At 38.4% G+C, this 13,101-nt stretch carries 9 protein-coding genes; 4 read left to right on the forward strand and 5 right to left on the reverse strand.

Features of this window, described 5'->3' with window-relative positions; all coding sequences use genetic code 11:
• Positions 1 to 2: 2 nt before the first annotated feature.
• Positions 3 to 971, reverse strand: coding sequence for a hypothetical protein (locus E0E36_RS02675; protein ID WP_130854618.1), 969 nt, complete (start codon positions 969 to 971; stop codon positions 3 to 5).
• A 240-nt stretch (positions 972 to 1,211) separates the two neighbouring features.
• Between E0E36_RS02675 and E0E36_RS02680 the strand changes: the two genes are divergently transcribed.
• Positions 1,212 to 2,762 carry a glycoside hydrolase family 10-like protein gene (locus E0E36_RS02680; protein ID WP_130854619.1) on the forward strand — a complete coding sequence of 517 codons (1,551 nt, stop codon included), beginning with the start codon at positions 1,212 to 1,214 and terminating at the stop codon, positions 2,760 to 2,762.
• A 19-nt stretch (positions 2,763 to 2,781) separates the two neighbouring features.
• Here the strand turns inward: E0E36_RS02680 and E0E36_RS02685 are convergent, their stop codons facing one another.
• The gene (locus E0E36_RS02685; protein WP_013664604.1) at positions 2,782 to 3,144 is read right to left on the reverse strand and encodes a TM2 domain-containing protein; all 363 of its coding nucleotides are present in this window, start codon (positions 3,142 to 3,144) and stop codon (positions 2,782 to 2,784) included.
• Between the two features lie 108 nt (positions 3,145 to 3,252).
• Entirely contained in the window at positions 3,253 to 3,747 is a 495-nt protein-coding gene (locus E0E36_RS02690; protein ID WP_130854620.1) for a thioredoxin family protein, read from the reverse strand.
• Positions 3,748 to 3,796: 49 nt separating this feature from the next.
• Between E0E36_RS02690 and E0E36_RS02695 the strand changes: the two genes are divergently transcribed.
• From E0E36_RS02695 to E0E36_RS02705, 3 genes are all read left to right on the forward strand, one after another.
• Positions 3,797 to 7,141, forward strand: coding sequence for a UvrD-helicase domain-containing protein (locus E0E36_RS02695; RefSeq protein ID WP_130854621.1), 3,345 nt, complete (start codon positions 3,797 to 3,799; stop codon positions 7,139 to 7,141).
• Positions 7,142 to 7,164: 23 nt separating this feature from the next.
• Complete coding sequence (locus tag E0E36_RS02700) at positions 7,165 to 10,077, forward strand: PD-(D/E)XK nuclease family protein (RefSeq protein WP_130854622.1); 2,913 nt, start codon at positions 7,165 to 7,167, stop codon at positions 10,075 to 10,077.
• Between the two features lie 88 nt (positions 10,078 to 10,165).
• Positions 10,166 to 11,149 (forward strand): pyruvate dehydrogenase complex E1 component subunit beta, encoded by a 984-nt coding sequence (locus E0E36_RS02705; protein ID WP_013664600.1) that lies wholly within the window; start codon positions 10,166 to 10,168, stop codon positions 11,147 to 11,149.
• A gap of 304 nt (positions 11,150 to 11,453) precedes the next feature.
• On the opposite strand, the gene E0E36_RS02710 is transcribed toward E0E36_RS02705, so the two are convergent.
• Together E0E36_RS02710 and E0E36_RS02715 are read right to left on the reverse strand one after the other, a co-directional pair.
• Positions 11,454 to 11,927, reverse strand: a complete 474-nt coding sequence (locus E0E36_RS02710) for an Lrp/AsnC ligand binding domain-containing protein (RefSeq protein WP_013664599.1) — start codon at positions 11,925 to 11,927, stop codon at positions 11,454 to 11,456.
• Positions 11,928 to 12,459: 532 nt separating this feature from the next.
• On the reverse strand, positions 12,460 to 12,972 hold the full coding sequence (locus E0E36_RS02715; RefSeq protein ID WP_130854623.1) for a DUF2911 domain-containing protein: 513 nt from the start codon (positions 12,970 to 12,972) through the stop codon (positions 12,460 to 12,462).
• Positions 12,973 to 13,101 lie beyond the last annotated feature (129 nt).

Below are 13,101 nucleotides of genomic sequence, written 5' to 3' on the forward strand. Positions count from 1 at the left end.
GTTTACGTCAGTCGAATGGTCCCCTTTCCCATGGTTCCCTTATTCGTATATAATACAATGGTGTATGTTCCGGGTTTAAAATTTTCAGCGCCTTTCCACTCAATCGTATAAAGTTTTCCGTCGTTTGAAAACTCTATTCCCGTCTTGTCTGTATATTGCATCTCTACGCCGTCTACTTCGAAAATGTGGTTCTCTGTAATCAACAGATTTCCATTGGGTTCTATCACTCTGATGTAAACATCGTAAATCGCTTTTTTTGCAAGTGGATTATCGGCAATACTAAACTCTATCTTTAACTTATCCGTACGTTTTGCTTTGGTCTCTACACTTTCATTGTTGCTTTTTCGTTCTCTAACTGCATTTATATTGATCGAAGAAAGCTTCAATGCCGTAGCAATTTCTACTTTATGTTCAAGTTCACTATTAATATTCTCCAGCTCGCTTGCTTTCTTTGTCGCTGTAGTAACACTCTCTTTCAGACGATCCCTCTCCGATACCAATAACGCATTTTCGTTTTTCAACTGCTTGATATCCTTTGTATACCTAGATACTGCTCCTCTCAGTTCGGCAATTTCCTCCCTCGCCCTTTGAAGCTCGGTACGATTCAATTCGTTTTGAGTCAGTTTTGCACGCAATTCCTCTATTTTGGTCCGCGCATTATCTTGTGTTGCTTTTAAGGATTCCGTTAAATTCAGGTTTTCTTTGGTAACGCGGTCCAACTCCACTTCGATCCTATCCAGCTCGGTCTCCATCTGAATTTTCTCACTCAATATCGTTGTTTGTTGTTCGCTGGAACTCTTATATTTAATATAAAAATAAATGTTCGTAGCTAGTAACGCTAAAATAGCGAAAATGAAAAAATAAATCTTTGGATTGTCTTTTCCTCGTTCCTGTACGTCTACTTGCTGCTCAACACCCCCATTGTTATCTAGTTTAACAGACGGTTTATAGACTATATCATTCTCTTCCATTTTTGTACGTTTAAACATTAGGCTCAAAACGATTAGCAAAAATTGTTCCAACAACAATTATCCTAAAAAAGCAGTATATCAGTGTGCTTTCATGGTGATAAACCTTCGCCTGTACTATTATCAATACATACCGCGATCAGCAGTTACACTTTTGCTCAATTTTTTTCTCATACTCAATACTATACTTATCTTTACAGCTTTTTATAAAGAAAAGCTACTGAAACAAATACTGTATATTTGATGAACATTCACCTCTTTAATAAATCATTAGGCCTCTTATTTTACCTTTTTCCATTTCTTTGCTTGAGTACGCAAGCACAAAGTACAGATCCTATTCCTAAGAGAGAACTAAGAGGTGTTTGGGTATCCACTGTTGTCAATATAGATTGGCCAAGTAAAGCCGGCCTGTCATCCGACATCCAAAAACAAGAACTTTTACGGCTCTTAGATGCCCATCAACGGGCGGGCATTAACGCTATATTCCTACAGGTCAGGCCCTCCGCCGATGCAATATATGCACGGGGAAAGGAGTTGTGGTCACGCTTCTTAACCGGCAGCCAGGGACAGGCTCCCAATCCTTTATATGACCCCTTGGATTTTGCCATACAAGAAGCCCACAATAGGGGAATGGAGCTACACGCTTGGTTTAATCCTTATCGTGCTACCTTCGACTTAAACGAAGCAAATGTTAGTAGCAATCATATTACCAAACAACATCCCGACTGGTTTTTCACTTATGCAGGAAAAAAGCTCTTCAATCCGGGTATCCCCGAAGTAAAAAAGTACATTGTGGAAGTAATTATGTCTGTTGTTAAAAACTACGATATTGACGGCGTTCATTTTGATGACTATTTTTATCCTTATCCAGCGGGGGGACAATCTATTCCCGATGCAAATACTTTCCAACGCTATGGACAAGGCTTTTCAAGGATAGATGATTGGCGAAGAAATAATGTCAATCAATTGATAAAAACATTGGCAGATAGTATCCACCACGAAAAGAAATATGTAAAATTCGGTATCAGTCCTTTTGGTATCTGGCAAAATAAAAAACAACATCCTGAAGGCTCTGAAACTTCCGGTTTAAGTGGTTATTCTCAATTGTACGCTGATGCAAGAACATGGCTCCAAAATGGCTGGGTTGATTATATTAATCCGCAGATATATTTCCCTTTTAATAATCGCGCTGCGGCCTATGAAATACTCATCGATTGGTGGAATACAAATGGCTACGGCAAGCATATATATATTGGACAAGCCGCCTATCGAGCCGCGGACAATAGCACGGGGTGGAGGGACAGACGTCAACTTCCAAATCAAATTCGCCACTTGAGGAAGTTTTCGGCTATACAAGGAAGTGTTTATTTTAGCTCCAAATCACTTGTGAATAATCTTGGTGGCTTTAGGGATTCCTTACAATACAATTTCTATCGATACAAATCCCTCCAGCCTACCATGCCCTGGCTCGATAGTATTCCTCCATTGGCTCCACAAAATCTCCTCTATCATAATTTAACTACCGGCGGTGTATCCTTACGATGGGATAAACCCCCAATGGCAACCGATGGGGAAACGGCCTATGGCTATGTTGTGTATCGATTTGACGAAGGGGAGGAAATTAATTTAAATAATGCTCAAAATATCCTGGAAATAATCTTTGATGCGAATCGAACCTTTTATACCGATCAGGCTGTCAGAGGAGGGTCGCGATACACTTATGTCATAACAGCTATTGATCGCTTAAAAAACGAAAGCGGGCCATCGAATATGCAGACTACGATACCTAACTGACAAATGCAACCCTTTGGAGTTAAGCGCGATAGATTTGCATAAGCTGCATTGTTTCAAGAGCCATTTGTTCGTTATAATCGCTCGTAAGCCTTTTGTGATTGATGAGATCTACAATTGTTCCGACATAACAAAAGCCAAAGGTCAAAAGATATAATATGCCCATGCCGATTTGTTTTAGCATAAAGCGTTGGATGCCTGCAATGCCAAGAAAGCCTATTAAGGTCATCAGCATCACTTCTTGCGTCCCTTTTCTTTTCCCTTTGTAAAGAAAAAGAAATTCTTCTGCATTCTCTTCCTTAATAGCTTGTAAAGCGCTCCTTAAAAATATCATTTCCTCCGGTGCAATATCCGGAATCATCATCAAGATTTTTTGCTCTTTCATTACCTTTACTTTTAATATTGGAGCTTAATATAGCACTTTTGTTACATAACTTCATGAGTAAAGTATGATACGTCATTTATTTCCATCACGAGACATCCTCCTGAAAAATTACTGCTTGTACGATTTCGGGTCTAATGCTGTGGGTGACCAGTTCTCCAAAAATTCAAGTACCTTCTTGGCGCTATGTCCTTTTCCTTCTTCCAAATAGGCACTATTCTGGGTATGAATCCGATTCCCCTTTTCGTTCAAAATAACAAATACCGGAAACCCGAACCGCTGTGGATACTCTAAGGAAGCTAGTACGGCTTCGTTCTTGTTCTCTTTACTATAATTCACATGCACAACCTCATAATTACGTTGTATATAATTCTTCAATGTATCATTTCCGGTAACCAGTTCATTAAATCGCAAGCACCAGACACACCAGTTTCCTCCGATTTGGATAAAAACATGCTTTCTTTCTTTTTTTGCCTTTTCGACAGCTGCTTGTATTTCAGATTGTGCATCTGCTTCAGGGTGGTACAATTTCTGTCTTTCTTGCTGTGCAGCTACTTGTAAAACAAAAACAATATAAATAAAGAATATACCCAGGATTTTCTTCATCACGCTGAATAAATTTACGTACTTTACAAAGTAAAGCGTTTTGTTTAATATGGCCAATCTTCCTCCAGTAAAAATATTAAAGGCTTCGGCCGGATCCGGGAAAACTTTTAGCTTAACCGCTCATTACATCAGTCTGCTCTTCACTAGTAAAGTTCATTTTTCGGAAATTCTAGCCGTCACCTTTACCAATAAGGCTACTGCCGAAATGAAACACCGCATTTTAACGGTCATTGAAGGCCTCGCGCTAGGCAGCGAAGCGGTCGAATCTTATCGCAATATTATATTAGAGGCCCATCCACAACTCTCCAGGCAAGATATACAGCAAAAAGCGATGGAGGTTTACAGGCAAATTTTACATAACTATAGTCGATTTGCCATCAGTACAATCGACGGTTTTTACCAAAAGATTATTAGAAGTTTTAGCTTCGAACTGGGCTTAAATGCAGCCTATCGCTTGGAAATGAATAGCGATAAAGTGAAGCAAGATTTGGTAGTACGGCTCAATAAACTATTGAACGATCGTGATGACTTGCTACAGTGGATTATCAATTACGCCAGAAAGCAGATAGAGAACGACAGGAATTGGAATTATACAACGGTACTGAAAAAACTTGCCGATGAACTTTTCAAAGAACGATTTCATCCTTTTGACGAAGCCATTTCTCAGCTGAGCGAAGCTGATCGACAAGTGGTTTTCACAACGATTAGCGATCTTTCGGACGAACTCATTACTCGTTTTGAAAAAGAAATCGAACGCTTGTTAAAAATTGCGACCGAAATAGTGAATAGCTCGGGGGTATCAAGCGACCTTTTTCTACGTAAATCGCAAAACCTGATTCCTAAAATCCCGTCCTTGGCTCCCGATAATTTAGAAGCCATCGACAAGTTTGCCGATTATATTGATAATCCGGAAAAGTGGCAAAAGAATGGCGTCAGTGGGGCTGTATCCGACCTGTATAATAAACTGAATCCGCTTTTGCGGCAGATTCTAAACTATAAAGAAGAACATAGTCGCACTTACTTTTTAGCAAAAGCGGTTCAGGCTAATTTTTACTACCTACGTCTACTAAAAGAAATGAGCGTGTTGCTTGCTGATTACAGAGCAGAGCATGACGTCTCTCTTATTAGTGATGCACAAAATCTCCTGAAAGAAATCAATCGCCATCAGGACCAAAACATTTCTTTTATTTATGAGAAAGTCGGGAATCGTTATAAATATTTTCTGTTCGATGAATTTCAAGATACTTCGTCGAACCAATGGTATAACTTTCAACCTCTGTTGGTGAATGCGCTGGCTAGTACAGAAGGGAACCGATCGATTCCCCATCACCTCATTGTAGGTGATGTTAAACAAAGCATCTATCGTTGGCGAAATGGCGACTGGCGGATTCTACAGTATCAGTCCACAAGAGATTTAGGCGATCATCACATCCGTTTTCAGACGCTTCAAGAGAACTATCGAAGCCTTCCCAATATCATTAAATTCAACAATTTTTTATTTACTCAAGCACCTAAACTTTTACAACAAATAATAAATGATAAGATTTACACCGAAATAGGTGATAGCTTATATAATTCATGGTGGCAGGCTTCGGGATATACACAGATATTAACCGACGCCTATGCAGAAACCGTCCAAAAAATCCCCTCCGACAAAGGCGAAGAAGGAGGGAGGGTTACCGTTTCTTTTTTTCCCGTTACGAGCTCCTTCGCAAAAACACGCGGTAAAGAGATTAAACCAGCAGCTTTAAAAGCGCTATCCGACACGATTATCAATTGGCTGACTGAGGGCAGATACCAAGCTCGCCAAATAGGTATTCTGGTACGAAACAACACGGAGGCCCGCGAAATTATCGAGTATTTACTTCACATTCAGAAGGAACTGGACGAATCTCATAAGTTCGAGGTAATCTCGGGAGATGCGCTTTTATTGGTCAACAATCCCGGCATACGCTTGCTTATTAACACGCTGAAAGCTATGATTACACCCGTAGAGGAGGCCTCGCTTTATCGAGCAAATTGCCTCCTTCTTTATCAACAAGTTTACGGATTAAATCAAGAGGACGAAGCCTCGATTTGGTTAAATGCCACGCAATACGATATTAAAGTCTGGGGAAAGATCTTGCCCCCTATTGTCATTAATAATTGGTACGTATGGCAACAACACCCTTTAACAGAATTAGTTGAATCGTTGATCAATGGCTATGGAATAACCCATGATGAAGCCACCATTCCTTATTTAATAGCCTTTAGGGACATTATAGCTGAATTTAGTTCGCAGGGCGAACGCGGCATCGCTTCCTTCCTTAGTTATTGGGATGAAGAAGGAAAAACGAAGGCATTGCCGGCAAACGAAGGCAGTAATGCGGTAGAAATTATGACTATTCATAAGTCAAAAGGCCTGGCATTTGATGTTGTAATGATTCCGTTTTGCTCCTGGGAGCTTGACGGAATGGTTAACAGCAACTTTTGGGTGGATACAAGTGGCACCTCTTATGAAATTCTTCGAAGTGTTCCCGTAAAATACAACAGTATGCTGGTCAAATCATCGCTATTCAAGGCATACCTGGAAGAAATGCTTTTCAACTATATGGATGCGTTAAACCTACTTTATGTAGCTACTACGCGTGCCAGAAAGGAACTTTATATAAGTGCGCCTGATATTAAAGAAGGAAAAGAAAGTGACTCCTTAATTGCGGATGTGCTCCGCTCGGTACTAGCACTACATAGCGACGAACTCGGTATAGAATATAGCCATGGCATTGTTTATCCATCAACAACGCCTTTTAAAGATATAAAAAAATCCCCTATACTTCCGGTTAAATACCAAGAAGGGTGTATCGATTTCTGGGAAAGCCCACCCAATTACAATTGGAGCTTTAATAAATATCCTATTTCAGAATTGTTAAAGGAAGCCTTAGACAACCGAAAAATAAAAAAGGAACTGCTGTCGCTGGGCGAACAGAACGCAGCAACACGTCAAGGCTTATTGCTGCATGAGCTGTTATCCCTGACAACTGAAATAGCGGAATTTCCAAATTATCTCCATGCAATGCAAAGTGAGGGCTTAATTACAAAAGATGAGCTTATGACTTTACTTGATGAGGCCATACGACTTCGTAATAATGAACAATTAGCGGCGCTTTTGGACAAGCCTTATCAAAGTCTGAATGAACAACGTATTATAACGAAAGACGGAAGTGTGTTACGCCCGGATAAAGTATTAATTGGAGAGCATGAAACGATCATATTGGATTTTAAGTTTACCGGAATGGAAAGACCTCAACATATTGCCCAGGTGAAAGAATACCAGCAGAACTTACAGGAAATGGGTTACCCAAATATACGCACCTTTTTATTTTATGCATTCAATAACCGGTTGGTAGAAGTTTAATCTTTCTCTTTATCTCGCTTACAATGATCCCATTTTTAAAAGAAGTTGCAAATGATTTAATCGCTCGCTTTGGTTCAGAGTTAAAGGATATTGCTATTATATTCAATAATAAGCGTCCTGAAATGTATATGAAGAAGTACTTAGCTGAGCTTATCGGTAAACCAATCTGGAGTCCTTCTTTCTTTACTGTTCAACAATTTTTCAATAACGCTTTTGTTGAGCGGGAGGCCGATAAACTGACTCAAATTCTTACGCTCTATCAATGCTACAACGCCATCCAGCAACGCATAGATGGAAAAACAATGAGTATAGAGCGATTCTATCCTATGGCCGAAATTATCTTAAATGATTTTGCTCAATTAGACTACGACCTCGTTGAACCGAATGAGGTCTATACCGAATTATACGATATTGCCTTAATAGAAAAACAGTTCCCTCATTTCTCGGAAGAACAATTATCGTTTATGGCTCAATTCTGGTCGACCTTCAACAGCGAAAAACACAGTTATATACAGGATCGTTTTATTGAACTTTGGAAAACACTTCCACTGCTTTATACGGATTTTCATCAGGCATTAAAAGAACGTGGACTAGCTACGAACTCCCAATTTTATCGCTCTTTTGCTAAAGGGGATGAAACCAGTCCGTCCTATATATACCAATTTAAGCAATTAGTTTTCGTCGGCTTTAATGCCTTGAACAAAGCGGAAGCGCTCTTATTTAAAAAATGGCAAAAAGAGAAACGTGCACTTTTTTATTTCGATGTAGATCGATACTATTTGGATGACGTTCAGCAAGAGGCCGGCGCTTTTCTCCGTCGTAATTTAAACAGCCATGGATTGCTTCATGCACTCGGTGCCCCGTTTAATCAGCTAGCAGATCGTAACCAAAATATTAAGATCGTCCAAACGACAAGCTATACGGCACAGGCAAAGCTGTTGGATAGCTTCCTTGTTGATAAAAAATCCACGGATGCTATCAGTCAGGGCCTGACAGCAGTATTGTTAGCAGACGAACGTTTGTTAATTCCAACATTACAAAGCATTCCGGTATCAATAGAGACTAATATAACCATGGGATTTCCAATTTCACAATCTCCAATCTATGGAATTGTCGACTTATGGTTAAGGATACAAGAACGATATCTGCAGCAAAAGAGCGATCTTATATATTATAAAGATGTCGAAATTTTTCTTTCCCATCCCCTTATTCATACACCTGATCCCATCAAAGAGCAAGTTCAGCAACTCATATACACCAATCATTATATAAATGTACCCCTTGTCGAATTACAAGCGGTAAGCCGGACCTCTTTCTTTGACAAAAGAACCGACGGAAGATATCTAATCAAAAACCTGCAGGAAATTATTCGCGAAATTTTCCAGATCAGAAAAGAAAAAGAGCTATTAACTTATCCCGACGCGGCTATTTTTACAGAAGTATTCAAGATACTTAACCAACTCTATGATGCATTGAGCACACTCCCCTCACTCAGCGTCGAATTTACAATTTCGTTGATCAGGAAATCGCTGCAAGGAATAACGGCTGCTATCGAGGGTGATCCCTTATCCGGTGTACAAGTTATGGGTCTTCTTGAAACAAGAAATCTTGATTTTAAAGAAATTTATATACTAGGTGTTAATGAAGGCATTTTACCAAAAACAAGCTCTTCAGCGACTTTTATCCCTGATTCTATTCGCCGAGCTCACGGTCTCCCCGTACTGGAAAATCAAGAGGCACTTTCCGCTTATTTGTTTTACCGACTCATGCAGCGAGCCGAACAAATTACACTTGTTTATAATGGCCATGTGGATGAAAACAGCTCGGGAGAGATTAGTCGATTTGTCAAACAACTACAATTCGAAAGTCACTTTAATTTCATCGAATTAAAGCAGCAACAAATAATTAAAACAAACGAAGCGCCCCCCGCAATGGAAATAAAAAAGGTGAATGAGATTGGGAAGATTTTGCAGTCCTATTTGAACCGTGACAATAGCCTACGTCCCGGTATTTCGGCAACGGCATTCACAACCTTTCTTCAATCTCCTCTTCTTTTCTTCCTCAAATACGTAGCTAAGATAAAGGAACCCCAATTGTTAACCGAAGATTTTGAAGCAAATAGGATCGGTTCCATTATACATGAAATCATGCAATGGTTTTACGAAGAACTTAAACGTGTAAGCCCGCATATCACCGCACAACGGATAAAAGATCAATTGAGCCGGTTAGATCATTTGTGTCTGAAGGCAACGGCAAAAGATTTTTATGGCAATCCTGCTTATTTTGACATAAATAGCCCATCCAGCACAGAAAAAATCGTGCTTGAAATCGTTAAAGAATATGCACAGATTTTCATCCACCATGATTTAAAGAATACACCCTTTACGATTATCGAGTTGGAGAATAAACAAGATTATGTCATTGACTTTCCAATTACAGTCGACGGGAAAGAATCATCTGTTAAACTCTATGGAATCATTGACCGCGTAGATGAAAAAGATGGGAAAATCCGTATTGTAGATTATAAAACAGGAAGCGATGCGCTCGACTACACCGATATCGATTCCCTTTTTGATCCATCTTCAGGAAAATTCAATAAAGCCCTCTTGCAAACACTCTTTTATACGTATATCTATGAGAAAAAAACCGGCAAGATAGGGGTGGAGCCGAACCTGTATGTGGCAAGAAGATTAAGGCAAGAAGGTAGTTTGTTTTATACCAAATCAAGAGGCAGTAAATTTCTGCTTTCAGAAGCAAGTTTGTCCAGCTTTAAAGAAGCATTTGAGCTTCGCTTAAGACAGGTTTTAGAAGACCTTTTTAACCAACAAATACCTTTCAAACATGATCCGCGTATTAATTTACCCTATAATGATCACTATCAGGAATTCTTTCGGTCAGGTGTAGATCAAGATATTGAAATCGAAAGTGAATATTAATGAATTAGCGATCATTTACTTCATATTTTCAGTTTTTTAAAGTACTTTTGCGTACAAAAAATTGATTTAAATACATTACTTATATCTAATGAGAGAAATACAGTTCAGAGAAGCACTTCGCGAGGCAATGGTCGAAGAAATGCGCAAAGACGAGAAAATTTTCTTGATGGGCGAAGAAGTTGCTGAATACAATGGTGCCTACAAAGTAAGTCAGGGCATGCTTGACGAATTCGGAGCTAAGCGTATTATCGATACACCTATTGCCGAATTAGGCTTTGCTGGTATCGGTATTGGAGCAGCTATGAAAGGTCTAAAACCGATCATAGAATTTATGACCTTCAACTTTTCATTGGTAGCCATTGATCAAGTGATCAATGGTGCAGCAAAGATCCACTCGATGAGTGGCGGCCAATATTCCTGTCCAATTGTATTTAGGGGCCCAACAGGTAATGCAGGCCAATTAGCTGCGCAACACTCACAGAATTTTGAGAATTGGTATGCAAACTGTCCCGGATTAAAAGTTGTTGTTCCTTCTAATCCCTACGACGCAAAAGGTTTATTAAAGCAATCCATCCTTGATCCGGATCCTGTAATTTTCATGGAGTCAGAAGTGATGTACGGAGACAAAGGAGAGGTTCCGGAAGAAGAATATTATTTAGAGTTAGGAAAAGCACATAAAATACAAGAAGGAACGGATGTAACCATTGTATCTTTTGGTAAGATGATTCCACGGGTCGTAATACCTGCTGTCCAAGAGTTGGCTAAAGATGGCATCTCCGTCGATTTATTAGATTTAAGAACCGTGCGTCCGATTGATTATGCAGCGATTATAGAATCGGTAAAAAAGACAAATCGCCTGGTCATTGTAGAAGAAGCTTGGCCTTTAGCCTCTATCTCATCAGAGATCGCTTTCAATGTTCAAAAGAATGCTTTTGATTATTTAGACGCCCCGGTTATTCGTGTTACCTCTGCAGATGTTCCTCTTCCATATGCACCAACGCTTATTGAAGCCGCTTTACCTAGCATTAAAAAGATTATAAACGCAGTAAAAGAAGTTTCTTACGTAAAATAAGAAACATTCGTCTCTTAAATAAAAAGCCTATCATTAAATGATAGGCTTTTTTGTGCCATCTTCCTAAAACCTATGACAAATACGAATGAGATAATTAAACGTTCTCCTCCTCGTTTGAATCCGGTAATTAGCTTAACGACTACACCCTTTCCAAAAATATGCGCTTATTTTAGAGAAAATTGAATAAACATCATATCCTCCTACAGAACAACAAAGCGGTAATAAAGCTTCTATTAAAGAACAGGTAAAATATAAAAAATAATAAAATAATAGCATTTTACTCATTTTTATTACCTTTTTTGTACTATATCAGTGAAATTTGTCTCTTTATGCTCTCTTCCAGCGATATAATTGTCTCAGTTCTTGCTATTCCTTTAATAGCTTGTATGTCTTCATTCAAAACATGACGTAAATGATTGGTATCTCTACATATAATTTTAGCAAACATGCTATATTGACCTGTACAATAATGCAATTCCACCACTTCTTTAACCTCTTTTAGCTGTTCAACAGCCGTTTTATATTGAGATCCTTTCTCTAAATATATACCTAAGAATGCACATATATCAAATCCTATAGATTGAGGGTTAATAATTAGGTTAGAACCTCTGATAATGCCAAGTTCTTCCATTTTTTTCATGCGAACGTGAATCGTTCCACCTGAAACTACTAGCTTTTTTGCAATTTCAGTGTATGGAACTGATGCATCGTTCATCAAAATAGATAAAATCTGCGTATCTAAGTTATCAAGTTCTAAAAATTGAGACTTTTTTTCCATGATTTTTTGATGTTTATAAATTATTGACGGTATTTTTTAAAATATTTATAAAAATGAAAAATTTTATTAAAAATATGGTAAATATTATGAAGTTTTATTATGTTTGTATCAACAGAAGGGAATAAGTTATTGATAAGATATCAAAAACAATTCAACTTTTGTCTGGTTTTGCCCCTCAGTTTAATATAGGTTTATAATTGGTTAGCGTTGAAGCTCCTCTCCCAAAGGAGCTTCATCTTTTTAAAAAATAACATCCTATCCCGAAATATCACCATACCAAATATATATTTTTTAATTGAATGCCTATATTTTAAAAATTTTGTCAAAAATAACGAGTTTTTTTCTCATTCGAGAAACTTTTTAAACCTTTTATTTGATAATACGTTTTATTAATAAAATTTATACAAAAGTTTTAAGGAAATTAGGTCGTACTTATCTTACATGATGTCCGTATACACACCATAAAAAATGACTTCCATGAAATGAACGATTAATCATCCACTTCATGGAAGTCATTTAATCCTTTAATCTCTTATTTTACCGTAAAAGCTATTTTATAAGTCCCCCACATCAATTCTATCCTTCCCTCCTTAGAACCCGATATGGTAAACTGTTCTACTGATTGGCTATTCTGTTCCGTCGGAACCTCTACACGTAATGCATCTTCCTTTTCATCGTAATCGAGTCCCCATTTTTTCCATACTTTGTTAAAAATAATGGTTGAAGTTTGTTCGCCCGGTATGCTGTGTAAGCTATATTTGCCCGCCTTCAATGCTTTTCCTTCAATTGTAACGTCTTTATTTACTTCAAAAGTTGTTGCTTCATTAGCACCTGTCCGCCATATTTTTCCTACCGGGGCAATATCCTCACCCACCGTTCTCCCTTTAACAGAGGGTCTGCTATAATTGATCGATATAGTCACTCCCGATGATGTTGTTATACGAAGGCTGTCAGGAGGACTAGCGCGCTTACTTTTATCTTGTTGCGCATAAACGCCTAGGCCCATAAATAATAGGATGGCACCCAAAATTAAATTTCTTTTCATGATTTAATGGATAAATAATAATGTCTCTATAAAACATTTATTTTGAAGCTTTGTTTGTATGCTCCGTTTGATTTGTAGGTTGATTAGAAAAAATTCCTTTTTTGTTGGTTAACCCCTCCGCTTAATAGC

This window comes from Olivibacter jilunii (assembly GCF_900607235.1).
GTDB classification, from domain to species: domain Bacteria; phylum Bacteroidota; class Bacteroidia; order Sphingobacteriales; family Sphingobacteriaceae; genus Olivibacter; species Olivibacter oleidegradans.

Coding starts and splice junctions, on each gene's coding strand:
- E0E36_RS02695 (WP_130854621.1), top strand. CDS start 3,797: ATGGCCAATCTTCCTCCAGTAAAAATATTAAAGGCTTCGGCCGGATCC.
- E0E36_RS02700 (WP_130854622.1), top strand. CDS start 7,165: ATGATCCCATTTTTAAAAGAAGTTGCAAATGATTTAATCGCTCGCTTT.
- E0E36_RS02710 (WP_013664599.1), bottom strand. CDS start 11,927: ATGGAAAAAAAGTCTCAATTTTTAGAACTTGATAACTTAGATACGCAG.
- E0E36_RS02715 (WP_130854623.1), bottom strand. CDS start 12,972: ATGAAAAGAAATTTAATTTTGGGTGCCATCCTATTATTTATGGGCCTA.
- E0E36_RS02705 (WP_013664600.1), top strand. CDS start 10,166: ATGAGAGAAATACAGTTCAGAGAAGCACTTCGCGAGGCAATGGTCGAA.
- E0E36_RS02675 (WP_130854618.1), bottom strand. CDS start 971: ATGGAAGAGAATGATATAGTCTATAAACCGTCTGTTAAACTAGATAAC.
- E0E36_RS02690 (WP_130854620.1), bottom strand. CDS start 3,747: ATGAAGAAAATCCTGGGTATATTCTTTATTTATATTGTTTTTGTTTTA.
- E0E36_RS02680 (WP_130854619.1), top strand. CDS start 1,212: ATGAACATTCACCTCTTTAATAAATCATTAGGCCTCTTATTTTACCTT.
- E0E36_RS02685 (WP_013664604.1), bottom strand. CDS start 3,144: ATGAAAGAGCAAAAAATCTTGATGATGATTCCGGATATTGCACCGGAG.